Raw genomic sequence first — 17,517 nt, 5'->3', positions numbered from 1 at the left:
CATTTGTATGTCTTGTACAGTTTATTTACTTGCAGATTCCTGCCTCATATAGAGTCTATCCAATAATTTTTGATTTCCGAAGGGGATTAGTATAGACTAATAAACCTAATGTGTTATACTAATGAACGAATATACATCCTCCCCATCGCCATGGGAATAACAGAAAAGGAAGGTACATATATATGACTTCAGTGAACTTTGCAAATGATTTAAAGGATCTTTTAACTGGCCAAAATGTACATGTTCAATTATCAGTGCCACAACTAGTGGAAGCAGCAACATCCCGCGGGGAAGCCGTATTGACTCGGGAAGGCGCTGTAAAAGCGGAGACAGGAAAATACACGGGCCGCTCACCGAAAGACAAATACATGGTGGAAGAAGAAAGCTCTAAAGACAAAGTCGACTGGGGCAATGTGAACCGTCCAATTTCTAGCGAAGTGTTTGAAAAATTATACGCTAAGGTGATTAAGCACTTAAAAGAAAAAGATGCTCTTTTCGTTTTCAAAGGATTTGCCGGAGCGGACCACGAATCACGTGTGCCAATTCAAACCATCAATGAATACGCGTGGCACAACTTGTTTGCCCACCAACTGTTCATCCGTCCGTCAGCTGAAGAGCTGCAAGCGCATGAAGCTGACTTCACGGTGGTTTATGCCCCTACATTCATGGCAGACCCTGCAGTTGACGGTACGGCTTCAGAAACATTCATCATCGTCTCCATGGAACAGCGCATCATTTTAATCGGCGGAACTGAATACGCCGGCGAAATGAAAAAATCGATCTTTTCTATTATGAACTACTTGTTGCCAGAAAGAGGCATTCTTCCAATGCACTGTTCAGCAAACGTAGGACAAGATGGCGATGTAACTTTATTTTTCGGCTTGTCCGGTACCGGCAAAACGACCTTGTCAGCAGATGGAGACCGCAAGCTGATCGGTGATGACGAGCATGGCTGGTCTGATAATGGCGTCTTCAACATCGAAGGCGGCTGCTATGCAAAAACCATCAACCTGTCGCGTGAAAACGAACCGCAAATCTATGACGCGATCCGTTTCGGTTCGGTTTTGGAAAATGTGGTTGTTGATCCGGATACACGCATCCCGGATTATGACGACGGTTCATTAACTGAAAACACACGTGCCGCCTACCCAATGCAGGCAATTGACAATATTGTAGATCCTTCAGTTGCGGGTCACCCAAAAACGATTGTTTTCTTGACTGCAGACGCTTTCGGCGTATTGCCTCCAATCAGCAAGCTGACAAAAGAACAGGCTATGTATCATTTCCTTAGTGGCTACACATCAAAATTAGCTGGTACAGAGCGTGGCATCACTATACCTGAAGCAACGTTCTCAACTTGCTTTGGTTCGCCATTCTTGCCGCTGCACGCAACGGTATACGCTGAAATGCTCGGCAGCAAAATTGATGAGCACGATGTTCAAGTCTTTCTTGTCAACACCGGCTGGACGGGTGGAGTCTATGGAGTCGGCAGCCGCATGAAGCTTTCTTACACTCGGACAATGGTTCGCGCTGCCATCAAAGGCGAATTGAATGATGTGCCGACTGAAAAAGAAGCTATCTTCGGCCTTGAAATTCCAGTACAAGTACCTGGTGTACCAGCCGATGTGTTAAACCCACGCCATGCTTGGGCAGATAAAGAAGCATACGATTCAAAAGCTGTGGAATTGGCACAAAAATTCCAGGAAAACTTCCAGAAGTTCGGTACTGTCGCACCTGAAATCACAACACTTGGCGGACCACTTCAAAAATAAGCATCCCTTAAAGCCCGTTCGGAGTAAAATCCGAACGGGCTTTTTTTACTTTCCTATTGCTCTTTATCTCTCATCCATTGGCAAATTGCCCGAACTGTTTTGCGATTGGCAGCCGGTGGAAAGAAATGCGTATAATCTTTGAAATACCAAGTTTCGTATGGCTGATTGTTGAGCGCTAGAGTTTCTTCTAGCAGATAGGCTTGGGCAGGAGAGACGTTTTCATCCTGAAGGCCATGGATAATGAGCATGGGCGCACAGCTTTCTTCAATCCGCATCAACGGATTGCGTTCTTCGTATGCGGCAAGCGCCGTATTGGGTGTGCCGCCGTAAAGCCGTTTCATCATGCGCCGCATGTCTGGCCGCTCTTTATAGGTCAGCACCGTATCTGTAACTCCGGCCCATGTGACAAGCGAGGTAATGTCCGAACGCAAAACGGCGGTCCATAACGCCATAATGCCACCGCGGGAAAATGCCAGCAAGTGCACGTACCCGTTGCTGTATTTTTTTAAGACATCCACAGCGTGAACGGCATCCCAACGATCCGCACCGGCAAATTCGTCTCGGCCTTCGCCGCCTCGATTGCCTCTATAGTACGGAGCAAATACCACAAAGCCTTGTGCAGCGAACTGGGCAATACGCGCAGGGCGAACCATTCCAATCGACTGGATGCCGCCTCGTAAATACAAAATGCCGCTATAGTTTCCCGGTTCTTTTGGTTCTGCAAGCATTCCTTTGACCTTCAATCCTTCTGACCAATAAACAATTTCCGTTAAGCGTACATTGGGATTTGGTGAAGGAAAGTGTTTTTTTGATTTAATCTTCCCATTTTCCAAGCTGCTTCACCTTCTCTATAATTTTCCTCATTCCAGCATCTTTCATTAGAAAACTGAACTCATCGTCCAGCTTTAATTCCCCCATTAAAACAATTCCCTTTGTTTCAAGTAGCGGAATTTTATCCACTTTTTCAACTTCAGCTATAAAAACAGTCTTGCAGAATGGTTTCGCCGAATGCACCACATACTCTGCAAACCATTCCAGCTCTTTTACTTGAGCGCCGGTCTCTTCGTATACTTCCCGTTTTGCAGCTCCTTGTAAACGTTCCCCAGCTTCTACTTTCCCTCCTGGAAACTCCAGGCCCCGCTCGTTATGTTGGGTCAGCACCCACTTGCCCTCGTATTGGCAAATGACCAGTACATGCCTGCTTTCTAAAGAAAAGCTATTTTTTTCAAATGATAGTTCACATTGATAACCATTTAGATCCTGATACTGCATTTTTCCACCTCGATGCCATAAGAAAAACGTACACTAACTTTCAGTGTACGCTTGTATACTTCTATTTTACTTCTTTTCGCCAAGGAATGCTGATAACATCCATGAATGTTTTTCAAGGTTCTGATGGATGGCATTAAACATGTCTTCTGTCATGTCATCCCCATCTGCCGCTGCCAACTCCATGCCTTTTTTCAATGATTTCATGATTTTGTCGTAGTCACTAACCACTGTATCGACCATATCTTCAGCTGACTCTTTGCTATTAGCCTCTTCAATTACGGACAGCTTAAGCTGCTCTTTCATTGTAGCCACAGGTTTCCCACCCAGTGCCAGCAAACGCTCCGCGATTTCGTCCATATGAAGAGTTGCTTCGTTGTACAATTCCTCGAATTTCACATGCAATGTAAAGAACGAAGGCCCTTTTACATACCAATGAAAATTATGTAATTTTGTGTAGGCAACTGACCATGTCGCCACTTGTACGTTTAATTCTTGGTTTAATTCTGTAGACATTTCCAATCACACTCCAATTAGTTTTGATAAGTACTTATACTTTATTATTACCTCTAATCCCCCTACAATAAACATACGATGTAATCTATCCGAAAAGAGCTGAAGAACTATGAAGACAATGCTACTGAAGACTTTTCGCTTTTATCAGCGGTTTATCTCTCCTCTGTCGCCCCCAAGCTGCCGCTTCTATCCAACGTGTTCGCATTATGGCATTGAGGCTGTAGAAAAACATGGCGCCTTAAAAGGTGGATATTTGGCAGCCAAACGCATCTTAAGCTGTCACCCTTTCCACAAAGGCGGAATCGATTTTGTCCCGGAAGAATGGCCACCAAAAAAATAATTGGTGGTTTTTCTTGTGTTTTTTGGAATCATCCTGTAATATTCAACTAGTCATTAAAACGTAACGATTACATTTTGGAGGTAGAACATGAAAAAGATCCTATTACTGGCAACCTTGCCACTATTATTAGCCGCTTGTGGAGATACAAGTGAAGAAGCTCAGAGTGTGGATGAAAACCCTGAAAAGCTCGAAGTCTATACAACAGTCTATCCCCTCACTTATTTTACAGAACGCATTGCTGGCGACTTGGTGAATGTGCAATCAATTTATCCGGCAGGTTCAAATGAACACACCTTCGAGCCGACACAGCAAGAAATGATCGGGCTGGCAGATGCAGACTTGATGTTCTCTATTGGACTTGGCCTGGAAGGATTTATTGACAGCGCCCAAGACACTTTGCAGAACGAAAATGTTGAATTTGTCGCGACTGCTGACGCTATTTCAGACGAAGAACTGGAAGCAGCTTTAGGCCATAGTGATGAAGCTCATGACGAAGAAGCACACGATGAAGAGGCTAACAGTGACGAAGCGCATGACGAAGAAGCTCACAGTGAAGACGCACACGATGAAGAAGCTCATAGTGACGAAGCGCATGATGATGAAGCACACTCAGAAGAAACTGGAAGCCACGACGGCCATAACCACGGTTCGACCGATCCGCATGTGTGGATGTCTCCATCACTAAGCGAAAAACTGGCAGAATCGATTAAAAATTCATTAACAGAAGCAGATCCAGAAAATGCAGCTACTTATGAAAGCAACTACACTGAACTGGTCGTGGAACTGGAGACCTTGGATCGCTCGTTCGAGGCTTTGGGCGAACGCGTTACTAAAGACACTTTCTTCGTGTCTCATGCCGCTTTCAGTTATTTGTCAGAGCCGTATGGTTTTGAGCAAGTGGCGATTGCCGGCTTGAATAGCCAGGATGAACCTTCGCAAAAAGAGTTGACGGAAATTGTTGATCAAGCAAAAGCAGAAAATATAGAGTACATTGTCTTTGAACAAAATGTTTCGTCCAACCTGACTGAAGTCATTCAAAATGAAGTAGGTGCAGAAGCGATTGAAATGCACAATCTCGGTGTGTTGACACAGGAAAACATCGACAACGAAGAAACCTATTTCACATTGATGGAAAAAAACCTGCAAGTTCTTGAAACGATTCTTAAATAATTAAAGACAAAAAAAGCACGGCTGCAAAATTTTGCAGCCGTGCTTTTTTCTATTATCTTTATAGCTAAGTCAGCTTCCCGCTGTCAACTTGATTAATCGCTTGGTCAGGAACTGACGCCATTCATCCGCCAGTTCTTCTGCTTCAAGCACTTTGACAATCCCATCGATATCTTTTGTTCGGTGGAAATTGATTTCATTGGCATAAAGGACAGATACTCGCTGAGGATCTTTCGCCACTAGACGGACAGGCGAGTCAGCTCTGATTATGCCCTCTTCCAGTACCCGGCATAAATAACCGGTATATCCGGTCCTCACCATTTCTTTCAGCAAAGGTTTCATGTCAAGGCGCCTGTCAATGGTATTGCAGGGAACACGCCCTTGCGTTACTTGGATGACCGCCTCACCAATTTGGAAAATATCACCGATGCAAATATCCTGCTCCAGCATATTCGTTATGGTCAAGTTTTCTCCAAAAGCAGCACGGGGCAACTCCGTTTCAAAATGGCTGTTCCAAAGATCATAATGCTCATGTGGATAAATGCAGACAGCACGCTCCGGTCCTCCGTGGTGCTTCACATCAGCTACGCCATCGCCATGAAAACCATCTTTGCTTAGAAATACTTCCTCTACTTGCTCCTTACGAATTGCGGTTTCTACTTCCTTGCCATTTTCGTAAATCATTTTTTCGGGCAATCCGACAGCAAAGCTTGTTATAACTGCCTTCCCAAAACCTCTCATATGCCACCCCACCTTTATCAATCAGATCTACTTTTCTCTATCTGCAATAAATTATCAATCGTCCAATATTTCTTTTAAAAATTTTTCTCGATGATCCAGAAAGTATTTCGTAATTCGATAGTGATCGGTCTCTTCGTATTCGATCTTCTCAATCGATCCTCCGTCAAAACTGAAAATTTCAGCATCCGGATACCCAAGCAAAATAGGTGAATGAGTGGCGATGATAAATTGGCAATCGTCTTCTTCGGTCAAGTCTTTTAAAATCCGCAGAAACGTCAACTGGCGCTGCGGAGACAATGCTGCTTCCGGCTCATCTAACAGGTACAAAGCACGGCCGTTAAAGCGGTTTAAAAATAATGACAGGAACGATTCACCGTGGGATTGTTCGTGCAACGAACGGCCGCCATAAGACTGAAATCCATCCCCGTCAACCTCTTCAAGATGAGTGGCGAAATGATAAAAGGATTCTGCCCGCATAAAAAACCCATTTGTTACTTTTGGCATCCAGGAAAGACGGATATAATCGCCCAGTACAGATTCCGATGCATGGACATCATATGAATTATTGCGTCCTCCACCCGCTGTATGGAATCCACATTTATCGGCGACTCCTTCAAGAAGCGTAGATTTGCCAGATCCGTTTTCTCCCACAAAAAATGTAACCGCACTGCTCAAATCCAATTGGTCCAAACTGCTAATCAACGGAATATCAAACGGGTATTGTTCAAAATCTTCAATGTTCTCTTTTATCAAACTGATCCGATTTAAAAACATTTGCCCAGCTCCTTGCGCGCTGCTTCTATTCTTTGCCTGCAAAATAAAACTAATACTTATTCAACAATTATAATTTTTATTCATTATCCCATACTTTATTCCCAGTGAAAACCACTGTTCTGATTTTATTTCCTTTTATGTAAAAGCCTGAATGCAATCGATTCAGACTACTTGGTATCCCAAGCCTGGCTGATCGCTTAAACGAATTTCACCGTTTTCTACCGTAATTTCCGGTTCGATAATATCTTTTTCCCAGAAATGCCGGGAAGCTGAAAAATCGCCTGGATAGGCTATTCCTGGCAAAGAAGCCAATGCCAGGTTATGGGCTTTTGATACACCAAACTCTATCATGCCCCCGACCCACATCTCAATGGAATTTGCCTGGCATAAGCGAACCACTTTCAAGGTTTCAGTCCAGCCGCCAAGCCGGCTCATTTTCAATACCACAATGTCGCCTGCTCGCTGATCGATCATTTGCTGAACATCTTCCAGACAAGCAATGCTTTCGTCCAAACAGATTTTCGTCTGGAGTTCTTTTTTTGCCTGTGCATGCAATGCCCATTGCCGTTCGCCAAAAGGTTGTTCAATTAGCGCAAAACCAATTTCGTCAAATGCCATCAACCGGTCAAAACTGTTTGCTTGAAAGCTGCCATTGGCATCTGCAAAAAACTGCAGCTCCGGATAAGCAGCGACTACGGATTTTAACAAAGCAACCTCCATGGCCGGATGTATTTTTATTTTGACTCGCTTATAACCGGCTTCGGCAGCACGGGCTACCTGACCCTCAATTTTCAGCGGATCCGCTGCTACTACAATGCCTGCAGGAACCGGTTGCTGAGAGCCTCCTACGAACTTCCACAATGGCTTTTTTTGCTGCTTGGCGAACAAGTCCCACACGGCCATTTCTATAGCAGCTTTGGCCATTCTATTGCCTTTAACCGCAGCAAACAAGTCCCATACCTGCTGTGGGTTCTCAAAGCTTTTATTTATGAGCAGCGGCACTAGAACTTGTTCCAGCACAAACCGGCAGCTGACGATGGTTTCTTCCGTATACCATGGCGTTTCAAAAGCCACACATTCCCCGTAGCCAACGTGACCCGCCTCACCTGTGACTGAAACCACGATCACTTCCCGTTCTTCCACTTGCTGCAATACTGTCTTGAACGGGGACCGCAGCGGCTGTCGAACTGTTTTCAGCTGGATGTTCCGGACTGTTACAGCCATGCTCTCAGCTCTCTTCTCAATAGTTTGTTCGACGCATTGCGCGGCAGCGACTCGACAAATGACAGCCTTTTTGGCACTTTGTAAGAAGCCAGCTGCTCACGGCAATACACCAGCAATTCATCCGTTGTTGCTTCTTTGTTTAGCACCACAAATGCTACAGGAACTTCGCCCCAGTTTTCGCTTGCTGCACCACAGACACCGGCTTCCCGAATAGCCGGATGGGCCAGCAAAACTTTCTCAATTTCCGCTGGGTAAACGTTCTCTCCGCCCGAAACAATCAGATCTGAACGCCGGTCCACGACAAATAAAAAGCCTTCTTCATCCAAATAGCCAATGTCTCCCGTATGGAGCCAGCCGTCTTCATGCACATTCCGCTCGCTAAATTTGCCAATATAGCCCGGCGTCACTTGAGGCCCGCGAATGAGAATTTCTCCATTTTCTCCTGGTTTTTCCGTATCATCTATTTTGACTTCGTATAAAAATAGCGGTTTGCCGGAAGAGCCTATTTTCCGCTCCGCATCTGCCGATTGCAAAGTTGTGGTCTGCGAGGACGTTTCCGTCATTCCGTAGGTTTGCAAAACCGGAATTCCACATTTTTCGGCACGCTTGATGTAATCGACTGGAATCGGTCCGCCACCAGCAAGAACTGCTTTAAACCGAGGAGACGCATGTGTTCGAGATTGTTCCACATTGCTTAAAATCCGTTCCAGCATAACTCCTACGACTGACATATGAGTCACGGTACCCTTACAAATTTCCTCTGCACTGCGCTCCGCATCAAACTTTTCATAGAGCCGCACACCCATGCCGTAAACCAGCGACCGCATCAAAATCGAAAAGCCACTGATGTGGAACAAGGGAACGGAACACAGCCACACATCGTCAGGTGCAATGCCGAGATTGAGCGCTGAAGACACCGCACTTGAAAAATGATTTTCGGCTGTTTGCCGAACGCCTTTGGGATTGCCTGTAGTTCCGGATGTATACATGATGGAAATGGTGCGGTCCTGTCGCCACTGTTGCTGCGGTTCGAATCTCACCGGCACAGCTGCATCGAGTTCACTGAATAAAATTATTGTGGAGGATGTCACTTTACCTGTTAGCTGATCGGCCACCAACACGTGGTCCACTCCAGAATCTTCGATTTGATACGCCAGTTCTGCTTTCGCCAACCGCTCGTTCAGCATGACCATTTCGCAGCCCAAATGAAGACAGCCATACATGACAAAAACAAACGCTGGATTCGACTTTGCCAGAATCGCGACACGCGAATCTGCTGTTATGCCGAGTGCAGTCAATTTACCGGTATATTCAAGCGCCAGGTCATTAGTTTCTGAAAATGTCCATTGCTTTTCCCCAAACGACAAAGCCATTCGATCGCCACTCAAATAACTCCGCTGGCTTAACCAGTTCGGATACGTCATCTAAAAAATCCTTTCTTCAAAAAAAGCTGTCCCCTGGGAGGACAGCTTTCAATTATTCGATAATCACGGGAAACGCGGGAATTGGCCAAAGTCCGGTTTGCGTTTTTCTTTGAACGCATCGCGGCCTTCTTTTGCTTCATCCGTTGTGTAATACAATAGGGTTGCGTCTCCAGCCATCTGCTGCAGTCCAGCAAGGCCGTCTGTGTCAGCATTCATTGCGGCTTTAACAAAACGCAGTGCAGTCGGGCTCATTTCAAGCATTTCCTGGCACCATTGAACCGTTTCATCTTCCAACTGCTCAAGAGGCACAACTGTGTTAACTAAGCCCATATCCAATGCTTCCTGCGCATCGTACTGACGGCATAGGTACCAAATTTCACGCGCTTTCTTATGTCCGATGATGCGAGCCAAGTAACCCGACCCGTAGCCGGCGTCAAATGAACCTACGCGCGGCCCTGTTTGGCCAAAGCGTGCGTTGTCTGCAGCAATCGTCAAGTCACAAACTACGTGCAAAACGTGTCCGCCACCGATTGCGTACCCTGCCACCATTGCGATGACCGGTTTTGGAATCACACGGATCAAACGCTGAAGGTCAAGAACATTCAAACGTGGAATTTCATCTTCCCCAACATAACCGCCATGTCCGCGTACCGATTGGTCGCCGCCTGAACAGAAAGCCTTTTCGCCTTCGCCAGTCAAAACAATGACGCCTACATCTGCATTGTCGCGTGCACGTGAAAATGCATCAATCAACTCATGAACTGTTTTCGGACGGAAGGCGTTGCGCACTTCCGGACGGTTGATGGTAATTTTTGCAATGCCATTAAAAATTTCATACTTAATATCTTCATATGTACGTTCTGTAATCCACTCGCGTGTCATGATTTTCCTCCTTGATAGTTCAAACTTAAATACTCTCTTACTATTGTAGCAAATTCAACAGGTTTTTCCACATGTATCGCATGGCCGGCATCAATAGTTTTGTGAACAGCGTCCGGCAATCGCTCAGACATCTCATTGGCGATCGCCTTAAATTTCTTATCTTGCAGTCCCGTTATCAACAAAACCGGTATGCCCAGCTTTGTCAACCGATCCCAATAAGACGCCTGTGCACCGGTGCCCATGCCCCGCAGGCTGTTCGCAAGGCCCACCGGGTTTTGTGCTAAGCGCTCTTCCCGGACAGCTTGCTTCACCGGCTCAGGCAAGGATTTTTGGCTGTCAAATAGTGAAATATTTTCCCAGCGGTCAACAAATTCTTCTATTCCGCCAGCAACAATTCGTTCGGCCAGCTCTTCATCGCGCTTGCGGCGTTCTTGACGCTCCACTTCACTCGACAGTCCAGGAGAAGCACTTTCCAACACCAATGCGTTAATGCGCTTTGGATATCTGCAAGCATATGCAAGTGCCGTCCGACCGCCCATTGAATAGCCGACAAGCGTCAAGCTTTCCAAATTCAATTGTTCGAACAAAGCATCCAAGTCTTCCAGCTGCCTCTCCATAGAATAAGGCTCAACCGTTTCCGGACAATCCGTTTCGCCATGGCCGATCAAATCGATCAGGACGATTCTAGATTCATGCCAAGCTTCAATAACGGGCTGCCAGCTTTTTGTGCTTCCCGTAAAGCCATGTAAAAAGACAACCGTTTGTTGTTTGTCCCCGTTCATGATTTCAAGGTGATAACGGGTTCCGTTAATAGCAAGCTTCATTGCTTGGCCAGCTCCTCGTCAAAGCGGCTCCATAGCTTACGGTGTGTTGTGACATTATGCTGGCGCTCTGTAAACACTTCAATGATTTTGACGGGTTTGTCTTTTGGCTGATCCAACGCCTGTACCAATTGTTCTGCCGTTTCCACTGCAACATACTGCGCATCATACATTTTTGCGGCATCAACGAATGTCAGTCCTGTCGGCGTGCCGAACAAATCCTCAAAATAACGCTCTTCCTGAGACTGCGGCAAATAAGAGAATATCCCACCGCCATCGTTATTCATGATGACAATCGTCAAATCCGTTGCTTGCATTTTGGACGCTATCAACCCGTTCATGTCGTGCAAAAATGACAAGTCTCCGATATACAGAAACGCTGGACGCTGGTTTGCAGCCTGGACGCCAAATGCCGTCGACACCACACCGTCAATGCCATTTGCTCCGCGGTTGGCATAAATCACGATATCCCGAGCTGTCGCTTTAAAGTAAGTATCGACATCCCGAATTGGCATGCTGCTGCCAACAATCAAATCACAGGCATCAAGTTTATCAAAAAATACTTTTGCCAAGACGCCCTCATCCAACTCTTCCTGGCAATGGCGGTTGACCACTTCCCAGTAAAGTGCTGAAGCAGTTGTCCATTTTTCACGGTACGGGTTCTCCTGCTTCTTTTCTACTGGCATGTGCCATAACGCATTTGCGGATGACTGAATGTGATGCGTAGCAAGCGATTGAGCATCCCGCAGCATGGGACTTTCGTCAAACACTGCATATACTGCCGGTTTTACTGCAGCCAGGAACAAAGTGAGCGGCTTCGACACCGGCTGTGGTCCGATCCGGATAACTGCTTCTGGTGCAACTTCTTTTTTAAATGTTTCATTTTTTAGTAAGGCATCATAAGAATCAATAATGAGATGTATTGCTTCTGGAGGAACATTGCCTCGCAGATTTGATAACGGATCTGCCAGTACCGGCCAATCGAGCTTTTGGACAAAGTTCCAGAATTCATCCGGCATTTGCGCAGTCATTTCTCCAACAATCAGCAAACCCTTTTCTTTTGTCAGCAGGTTTTGCAGAAATTCCTGGCTGCTGGCCGATAAAGCCATTTCTCCGCCGAAATGAGCGATTTCCCCAAAGCTTTCATAAGCCTGGTCAAAATCGATGCGCAGCGGTTCTCGGAACGGTACGTTGACATGTACAGGTCCTTTTGGTTCGCTGCTGGCATTTTGGACAGAGCGATGCAGATGGCGGGACAGGAATGCCAATTGGTTTTCTGTTTCTGGCATTGGCAAATCTGTCGCCCATTTGACGTGAGACCCAAACAAATTGACTTGGTTGATGGCTTGTGGCGCTCCGACTTCGCGCAGCTCATGCGGACGGTCTGCCGTTACAACGATCAATGGCACACGTGCATAATAGGCTTCAACGATTGCAGGAAAATAATTGGCGGCTGCAGTACCCGATGTACACAACAGCATAACTGGTCTGCCGGAAGCTTTTGCCATGCCGAGTGCAAAATAGGCGGCTGAACGTTCGTCAATCTGCCGGTAAACCGTTAGGCCTTCCTGCTTCATGCAAGCATAGGCAAGCGGTGTGGACCGGGATCCTGGACTGATGACAACATCCGACACCCCCAGTTCGACCAGCGAATGGGTAAATGCAGATACGTATTCGGTTAATGCTTTACGATTCGTCACTCCATTGACCTCCCAATGCCCGAAGCATCGGCCTGAATTTAACCCATGTCTCGTCATACTCTGATTGCGGTGTGGAATCTGCTACAATTCCGCCGCCCGCATATAAATAAGCTTTTTCGCCATCCAATAAAGCTGAACGGATCGCGACGGCGAATTCGCCGTCTCCTTTGGCATCAATCCAGCCGATAGGAGCTGCGTAATAGCCGCGATTCATCGCCTCGTATTTACGGATCATCTCCAAAGCTTCTAATTTCGGTTCCCCTCCAAGCGCCGGAGTTGGGTGAAGAACCTCTACCAAATCAAACAAAGTAGCACCTGGATTTAATACACCTTCCACTGGTGTATACAAATGCTGGATATCTCTAATTTTTAACAACTTAGGCAATTTAGGGACAACTGTCCGGCTGCAGTTTGCTTCAAATACTTCGCCGATCATCTTCACCACGTATTGATGCTCTGCCCGATTTTTCGGGTCTTGCAGCAAAGCTTCGCCCAGTTCGATGTCTTTTTCCATGGTTTTCCCTCGAGGTGTAGAACCCGCTAAACACGTTGAGAGTGCTTTTCGGTCTTCCACTTTCACCAACCGCTCTGGAGTCGCTCCAAAGAAAAACTGTTCTTCTGCCTCCAAGCCAAACAGGAAGCTTTCAGGCTGTTCATTGGAAACTTGATAGAGTGCTGAAGCCGGAGAAAGCTTATGGTCGTATTCCAGCTTTAGCGTTCTTGCAATCACTACTTTTTCCACTTCTTCAGCCTTTATAATATCGGTTACTTTTTGAACCGAAGCCATGTATTCTTCTTTTCTCATTTCTGTTCGGCCAATCGCCCGGGGCTTATCGTATTTATCCACTTCTGATACTTGAGCCGCGTGAATCAATTTGTCGCGCTCTTTGCGCATCGCTTCAAACTCCGCAAAGCTTTCTTGTTGATCCGTGATGAGATGAATGCTGACAAAAGCCTGCTCACCTTTTAAAATCAACTGAAAAGTCGGCACTGCAAAAAAAGCCTGTGGGAACCTTGTCCATTCACTCGGCTTGTTGTTCAAAGGATCGAATGAAAAGCCTCCAAAAAGTACAGGTTGAACCGAATTTTCTTCATTGACAATTTGGCGGCACAAGCTCTTCCAGTCTTCTTTGATTTTCTCAAATCGTCCTGTTGATTCACCTGTAGAAAGAACATGCGCATGGCCAATTCCAACCAAGGTGAATGTCTTTTCCCGATTTTGCCAATACATGCGTTTTCCCTTATGTTCATCTCCCCCGGCTTCAAAAAATGCCAATGCAGACATCCGGGTAACTTCAATTGTTTCCGTATAAAAGCGGTAGCCTTCGTATTGGCTTTCCGCAGGCTGTTGGATCGATGAAGACGATTCTGAATTCACCTGAATACCTCCGTTTTAAGACAAGCGTCTCGTTTATTCCACTAACTGTTTTACTTTTTAATCTCTATCCTCTATCATACTCTTTTCTACTAAAATCAGCACATCATTTGCTGTATTCCCTTCTATTTTGAAGTACAATAAACAGTGGAAAGAATTAAAGGAGAGATAGAGATGACACATTCACTACAAGCGGACAGCGGATGGCGCGTTTGGTGGCAGTTGACCCGCCCGCATACATTAACCGCATCCTTCGCTCCCGTTTTCTTGGGAACGATGATTGCTTTAAACCATTCCCCTATTGATTGGATTTTATTCCTGGCGATGCTTGTCGCAAGTTTGTTGATTCAGGCGGCCACCAATATGTTCAACGAATACTATGATTTCGCCAGAGGCCTGGACAATGAAAACTCTGTCGGCATCGGCGGCGCAATTGTTCGAAACGGCGTCAAACCTAAAACTGTTTTGGCTTTAGCTCTAGCATTTTATGGGATCGCCGCGGTTATCGGAATCTATATTTGCTCACAAACCAGCTGGTGGCTTTTGGTTGTTGGGGCAATTGCGATGATGATCGGCTATTTTTACACAGGCGGACCCTACCCGATTGCTTACACGCCTTTCGGTGAACTATTTTCCGGAGTGGTTATGGGTTATTTGATCGTCATCATTGCATTCTACATTCAAACCGGAATGGTGACATGGGAAGCTTCCTTGCTTGCTGTTCCAAGTACCTTATTAGTAGCTGCAATTATGTTGTCCAATAATATCCGTGACATTGTCGGAGACGAGGAAAGCGGCCGCAAAACATTGGCCATTTTGGTTAGACGGCCTGCTGCGGTCAACATTCTTATGTGGTTCTTTATCTTGGCGTACGCTTGGATTGTCATTCTTGTCGTTACAGGAATGCTGACACCTTGGGCCTTGCTGGTCTTTCTCAGTGTCTTAAAACCGATTAAAGTCGTTCAGATCTTCAAACGCTTCACTGAACCGCTCAAAGTGATGCCAGCCATGAAAGATACAGGCAAAACGAATACCTTTGTCGCATTCTTGCTCGGCATCGGATTATTGATTGATTACCTTCTATAATAATGTGTAAAAGGGATTCCACAGGGATCCCTTTTTAGTTTGAATAACACTATGATGAAATTTAAGCATGCGGTATAGTAGATAAATCATTAAAAGTGTTTGTTTTAGGAGGCTGTCGGATGAAACCCATTATAATTGGCATTATCGCTGCTTTTTTCTTTGCCTTTACTTTTGTACTAAACGCTACAATGGAAGCCAGTGGCGGGAGTTGGATTTGGAGCGCCTCTCTTCGCTTTATCTTCATGATTCCCTTTTTGCTGGTGATTGTCCTCTTCCGAAGAAACCTGAAGCCGTTACTGCAGGAAATGAACAGAAACAAAAGAGCTTGGTTGTTATGGAGCTTTGTCGGATTCGGTTTATTTTACGCTCCCCTGTGTTTTGCTGCTGCTTACTCCCCAGGTTGGCTTATTGCAGGCACATGGCAAATTACTATTATCGCAGGTACACTTTTGGCCCCGCTATTTCTAATTACGATACATAGCAATAAAGAGACAATTCAAATACGAGGAAAAATCCCTCTAAAAGGCTTGTTAATCTCGTTTATTATAGTCGCAGGGGTTTGTTTGATGCAGCTAGAGCACCTGGCAGCCGTATCTTCCACAACATTGTGGCTTGGTTTTATTCCAGTAGTGATCGCTGCTTTTGCATATCCGCTCGGCAATAGAAAAATGATGGATATATGTGAAGGCAGGCTGGATGCTTATCAGCGAGTTTTAGGAATGTCTTTAGCCAGCTTGCCTTTTTGGCTCTTGCTATCGCTTTATGGCGCCATTACAGTAGGCGGACCAACAGCGTCGCAAAGCTTTCAAACTTTGATCGTCGCAATCAGCTCAGGCGTTATTGCTACCGTTCTTTTCTTTAAAGCTACAGATCTGGTTAGGGGAAACATGCAAAAGCTAGGCGCCGTTGAAGCCACTCAATCGATGGAAGTTTTATTTGCTTTAGTAGGTGAAGTTCTGTTTCTATCCATTGCTTTTCCATCCGGTTTATCGTTATTTGGCATATTGCTCGTGATGCTTGGGATGATGCTTCACAGCTATATTTCCACTAAAACGAAAAAAAGCGTCATGCAATTAAATGCATGACGCTTTTTTATAATGACCCCTACGGGATTCGAACCCGTGTTACCGCCGTGAAAGGGCGGTGTCTTAACCGCTTGACCAAGGGGCCTAATACTGGCGGAGAAGGAGGGATTTGAACCCTCGCGCCGGTTGCCCGACCTACACCCTTAGCAGGGGCGCCTCTTCAGCCACTTGAGTACTTCCCCAGTATGGCTCCGAAGGTAGGACTCGAACCTACGACCATCGCATTAACAGTGCGGTGCTCTACCACTGAGCTACTTCGGAATGGTGGGCCTAAATGGACTCGAACCATCGACCTCACGCTTATCAGGCGTGCGCTCTAACCAGCTGAGCTATAGGCCCATATGTATAAATTATGGAGCGGGTGAAGGGAATCGAACCCTCATCATCAGCTTGGAAGGCTGAGGTTTTACCACTAAACTACACCCGCAAAAGATGGTGGGTCAGGACGGAATCGAACCGCCGACACTTAGAGCTTCAATCTAATGCTCTACCGACTGAGCTACTGACCCACAACTTTGAAAAAAATGGCGGTCCCGACCGGGATCGAACCGGCGATCTCCTGCGTGACAGGCAGGCATGTTAACCGCTACACCACGGGACCATTTGGTTGCGGGGGCAGGATTTGAACCTGCGACCTTTGGGTTATGAGCCCAACGAGCTACCGAACTGCTCCACCCCGCGATAATGATATAAATTGCTTCTTACACATTCTTTAATAAAAATTGTCCACACATTTTAAAAATAATGGAGGAGGAAGAGGGATTCGAACCCCCGCGGGATTTGACTCCCCTGTCGGTTTTCAAGACCGATCCCTTCAGCCAAACTTGGGTATTCCTCCGTGATAATAGATAAATGGTGGACCTTGCAGGACTCGAACCTGCGACCGGACGGTTATGAGCCGTCTGCTCTAACCAACTGAGCTAAAGGTCCTAAAAAAGTGGCGGCAGAGGGGATCGAACCCCCGACCTTACGGGTATGAACCGTACGCTCTAGCCAGCTGAGCTACGCCGCCAGGATCTTTATTAATATAGTTGGTGGAGCCTAGCGGGATCGAACCGCTGACCTCCTGCGTGCAAGGCAGGCGCTCTCCCAGCTGAGCTAAGGCCCCATTGTTTGGTCGGGAAGACAGGATTCGAACCTGCGACCCCTTGGTCCCAAACCAAGTGCTCTACCAAGCTGAGCTACTTCCCGAACTTGAATTGCTGAGGGTAAAAATATGGCGCGCCCGAGAGGACTCGAACCTCTAACCGCTTGATTCGTAGTCAAGTACTCTATCCAATTGAGCTACGGGCGCTTGCAATCTATTCATTTGGTTTTGCATAAATGGTGCCGAGGACCGGA

General features: G+C 46.2%; 16 protein-coding genes and 14 tRNA genes. 5 read left to right on the top strand and 25 right to left on the bottom strand.

Annotated features, from left to right (window positions below):
* Window positions 1–182: 182 nt before the first annotated feature.
* On the top strand, window positions 183–1,772 hold the full coding sequence (gene pckA / locus AC4EG4_RS15880) for a phosphoenolpyruvate carboxykinase (ATP) (protein WP_490988338.1): 1,590 nt from the start codon (window positions 183–185) through the stop codon (window positions 1,770–1,772).
* Window positions 1,773–1,825: 53 nt separating this feature from the next.
* On the opposite strand, the gene AC4EG4_RS15875 is transcribed toward pckA, so the two are convergent.
* The 3 genes from AC4EG4_RS15875 to AC4EG4_RS15865 all read right to left on the bottom strand — a co-directional run bounded on the left by AC4EG4_RS15875 (window position 1,826) and on the right by AC4EG4_RS15865 (window position 3,557).
* Window positions 1,826–2,605, bottom strand: a complete 780-nt coding sequence (locus AC4EG4_RS15875; protein WP_490988337.1) for an alpha/beta hydrolase family protein — start codon at window positions 2,603–2,605, stop codon at window positions 1,826–1,828.
* Entirely contained in the window at window positions 2,586–3,044 is a 459-nt protein-coding gene (gene ytkD, locus AC4EG4_RS15870) for an RNA deprotection pyrophosphohydrolase (RefSeq protein WP_490988336.1), read from the bottom strand. The genes AC4EG4_RS15875 and ytkD overlap by 20 nt, the downstream gene beginning before the upstream one ends.
* Before the next feature lie 66 nt (window positions 3,045–3,110).
* Complete coding sequence (locus AC4EG4_RS15865; protein ID WP_490978921.1) at window positions 3,111–3,557, bottom strand: Dps family protein; 447 nt, start codon at window positions 3,555–3,557, stop codon at window positions 3,111–3,113.
* A gap of 109 nt (window positions 3,558–3,666) precedes the next feature.
* On the opposite strand from AC4EG4_RS15865, the gene yidD reads away from it, so the two are divergent.
* Window positions 3,667–3,897, top strand: a complete 231-nt coding sequence (yidD, locus tag AC4EG4_RS15860; protein ID WP_490978922.1) for a membrane protein insertion efficiency factor YidD — start codon at window positions 3,667–3,669, stop codon at window positions 3,895–3,897.
* 87 nt (window positions 3,898–3,984) lie between these two features.
* Window positions 3,985–5,067 (top strand): metal ABC transporter solute-binding protein, Zn/Mn family, encoded by a 1,083-nt coding sequence (locus AC4EG4_RS15855; RefSeq protein ID WP_490988335.1) that lies wholly within the window; start codon window positions 3,985–3,987, stop codon window positions 5,065–5,067.
* Between the two features lie 69 nt (window positions 5,068–5,136).
* Here the strand turns inward: AC4EG4_RS15855 and AC4EG4_RS15850 are convergent, their stop codons facing one another.
* From AC4EG4_RS15850 to AC4EG4_RS15815, 8 genes are all read right to left on the bottom strand, one after another.
* Window positions 5,137–5,805: an MOSC domain-containing protein gene (locus AC4EG4_RS15850; protein WP_490988334.1), complete on the bottom strand. Its 669-nt coding sequence runs from the start codon at window positions 5,803–5,805 to the stop codon at window positions 5,137–5,139.
* Between the two features lie 54 nt (window positions 5,806–5,859).
* Complete coding sequence (locus AC4EG4_RS15845) at window positions 5,860–6,579, bottom strand: AAA family ATPase (protein ID WP_490988333.1); 720 nt, start codon at window positions 6,577–6,579, stop codon at window positions 5,860–5,862.
* 162 nt (window positions 6,580–6,741) lie between these two features.
* Window positions 6,742–7,803 carry an o-succinylbenzoate synthase gene (menC, locus tag AC4EG4_RS15840; protein WP_490988332.1) on the bottom strand — a complete coding sequence of 354 codons (1,062 nt, stop codon included), beginning with the start codon at window positions 7,801–7,803 and terminating at the stop codon, window positions 6,742–6,744.
* The gene (locus AC4EG4_RS15835; protein ID WP_490988331.1) at window positions 7,794–9,227 is read right to left on the bottom strand and encodes an o-succinylbenzoate--CoA ligase; all 1,434 of its coding nucleotides are present in this window, start codon (window positions 9,225–9,227) and stop codon (window positions 7,794–7,796) included. Before AC4EG4_RS15835 ends, menC begins: the two co-directional genes overlap by 10 nt.
* Before the next feature lie 63 nt (window positions 9,228–9,290).
* Window positions 9,291–10,109, bottom strand: a complete 819-nt coding sequence (gene menB, locus AC4EG4_RS15830) for a 1,4-dihydroxy-2-naphthoyl-CoA synthase (protein WP_490988330.1) — start codon at window positions 10,107–10,109, stop codon at window positions 9,291–9,293.
* Window positions 10,106–10,933, bottom strand: a complete 828-nt coding sequence (gene menH, locus AC4EG4_RS15825) for a 2-succinyl-6-hydroxy-2,4-cyclohexadiene-1-carboxylate synthase (RefSeq protein ID WP_490988329.1) — start codon at window positions 10,931–10,933, stop codon at window positions 10,106–10,108. Before menH ends, menB begins: the two co-directional genes overlap by 4 nt.
* On the bottom strand, window positions 10,930–12,630 hold the full coding sequence (gene menD / locus AC4EG4_RS15820; RefSeq protein WP_490988328.1) for a 2-succinyl-5-enolpyruvyl-6-hydroxy-3-cyclohexene-1-carboxylic-acid synthase: 1,701 nt from the start codon (window positions 12,628–12,630) through the stop codon (window positions 10,930–10,932). The genes menH and menD overlap by 4 nt, the downstream gene beginning before the upstream one ends.
* On the bottom strand, window positions 12,617–14,008 hold the full coding sequence (locus AC4EG4_RS15815; protein WP_490988327.1) for an isochorismate synthase: 1,392 nt from the start codon (window positions 14,006–14,008) through the stop codon (window positions 12,617–12,619). The genes menD and AC4EG4_RS15815 overlap by 14 nt, the downstream gene beginning before the upstream one ends.
* A 171-nt stretch (window positions 14,009–14,179) precedes the next feature.
* Between AC4EG4_RS15815 and AC4EG4_RS15810 the strand changes: the two genes are divergently transcribed.
* Window positions 14,180–15,091, top strand: coding sequence for a 1,4-dihydroxy-2-naphthoate polyprenyltransferase (locus AC4EG4_RS15810; protein WP_490978931.1), 912 nt, complete (start codon window positions 14,180–14,182; stop codon window positions 15,089–15,091).
* A gap of 119 nt (window positions 15,092–15,210) precedes the next feature.
* Window positions 15,211–16,176 (top strand): DMT family transporter, encoded by a 966-nt coding sequence (locus AC4EG4_RS15805; protein ID WP_490988326.1) that lies wholly within the window; start codon window positions 15,211–15,213, stop codon window positions 16,174–16,176.
* Between the two features lie 13 nt (window positions 16,177–16,189).
* Here AC4EG4_RS15805 and AC4EG4_RS15800 read toward each other — a convergent pair.
* From AC4EG4_RS15800 to AC4EG4_RS15735, 14 genes are all read right to left on the bottom strand, one after another.
* Window positions 16,190–16,261: transfer RNA gene (locus AC4EG4_RS15800), tRNA-Glu, on the bottom strand.
* Between the two features lie 6 nt (window positions 16,262–16,267).
* Window positions 16,268–16,358: transfer RNA gene (locus AC4EG4_RS15795), tRNA-Ser, on the bottom strand.
* A 4-nt stretch (window positions 16,359–16,362) separates the two neighbouring features.
* Window positions 16,363–16,437, bottom strand: a tRNA-Asn gene (locus AC4EG4_RS15790).
* A gap of 1 nt (window position 16,438) precedes the next feature.
* Window positions 16,439–16,515 (bottom strand) — tRNA-Ile (locus AC4EG4_RS15785).
* Between the two features lie 14 nt (window positions 16,516–16,529).
* Window positions 16,530–16,603: transfer RNA gene (locus tag AC4EG4_RS15780), tRNA-Gly, on the bottom strand.
* Window positions 16,604–16,609: 6 nt separating this feature from the next.
* Window positions 16,610–16,685: transfer RNA gene (locus tag AC4EG4_RS15775), tRNA-Phe, on the bottom strand.
* 16 nt (window positions 16,686–16,701) lie between these two features.
* Window positions 16,702–16,777, bottom strand: a tRNA-Asp gene (locus AC4EG4_RS15770).
* A gap of 3 nt (window positions 16,778–16,780) precedes the next feature.
* Window positions 16,781–16,857 (bottom strand) — tRNA-Met (locus AC4EG4_RS15765).
* Between the two features lie 64 nt (window positions 16,858–16,921).
* Window positions 16,922–17,014: transfer RNA gene (locus AC4EG4_RS15760), tRNA-Ser, on the bottom strand.
* Window positions 17,015–17,029: 15 nt separating this feature from the next.
* Window positions 17,030–17,106 (bottom strand) — tRNA-Ile (locus AC4EG4_RS15755).
* Window positions 17,107–17,114: 8 nt separating this feature from the next.
* Window positions 17,115–17,188: transfer RNA gene (locus AC4EG4_RS15750), tRNA-Met, on the bottom strand.
* 20 nt (window positions 17,189–17,208) lie between these two features.
* A tRNA-Ala gene (locus AC4EG4_RS15745) sits at window positions 17,209–17,284 on the bottom strand.
* A gap of 6 nt (window positions 17,285–17,290) precedes the next feature.
* Window positions 17,291–17,367, bottom strand: a tRNA-Pro gene (locus AC4EG4_RS15740).
* Between the two features lie 26 nt (window positions 17,368–17,393).
* Window positions 17,394–17,470: transfer RNA gene (locus AC4EG4_RS15735), tRNA-Arg, on the bottom strand.
* Window positions 17,471–17,517: the final 47 nt, after the last annotated feature.

The sequence above is a fragment of the Planococcus sp. TJ-201 genome (assembly GCF_058268495.1).
Note: the sequence above shows the minus strand (reverse complement) of the source record. Positions and strands in the feature narration are given on the sequence as shown.

Coding starts and splice junctions, on each gene's coding strand:
- AC4EG4_RS15810 (WP_490978931.1), top strand. CDS start 14,180: ATGACACATTCACTACAAGCGGACAGCGGATGGCGCGTTTGGTGGCAG.
- AC4EG4_RS15855 (WP_490988335.1), top strand. CDS start 3,985: ATGAAAAAGATCCTATTACTGGCAACCTTGCCACTATTATTAGCCGCT.
- AC4EG4_RS15805 (WP_490988326.1), top strand. CDS start 15,211: ATGAAACCCATTATAATTGGCATTATCGCTGCTTTTTTCTTTGCCTTT.
- AC4EG4_RS15865 (WP_490978921.1), bottom strand. CDS start 3,557: ATGTCTACAGAATTAAACCAAGAATTAAACGTACAAGTGGCGACATGG.
- AC4EG4_RS15835 (WP_490988331.1), bottom strand. CDS start 9,227: ATGACGTATCCGAACTGGTTAAGCCAGCGGAGTTATTTGAGTGGCGAT.
- menH (WP_490988329.1), bottom strand. CDS start 10,933: ATGAAGCTTGCTATTAACGGAACCCGTTATCACCTTGAAATCATGAAC.
- AC4EG4_RS15850 (WP_490988334.1), bottom strand. CDS start 5,805: ATGAGAGGTTTTGGGAAGGCAGTTATAACAAGCTTTGCTGTCGGATTG.
- AC4EG4_RS15845 (WP_490988333.1), bottom strand. CDS start 6,579: ATGTTTTTAAATCGGATCAGTTTGATAAAAGAGAACATTGAAGATTTT.
- yidD (WP_490978922.1), top strand. CDS start 3,667: ATGAAGACAATGCTACTGAAGACTTTTCGCTTTTATCAGCGGTTTATC.
- menB (WP_490988330.1), bottom strand. CDS start 10,109: ATGACACGCGAGTGGATTACAGAACGTACATATGAAGATATTAAGTAT.
- pckA (WP_490988338.1), top strand. CDS start 183: ATGACTTCAGTGAACTTTGCAAATGATTTAAAGGATCTTTTAACTGGC.
- ytkD (WP_490988336.1), bottom strand. CDS start 3,044: ATGCAGTATCAGGATCTAAATGGTTATCAATGTGAACTATCATTTGAA.
- menC (WP_490988332.1), bottom strand. CDS start 7,803: ATGGCTGTAACAGTCCGGAACATCCAGCTGAAAACAGTTCGACAGCCG.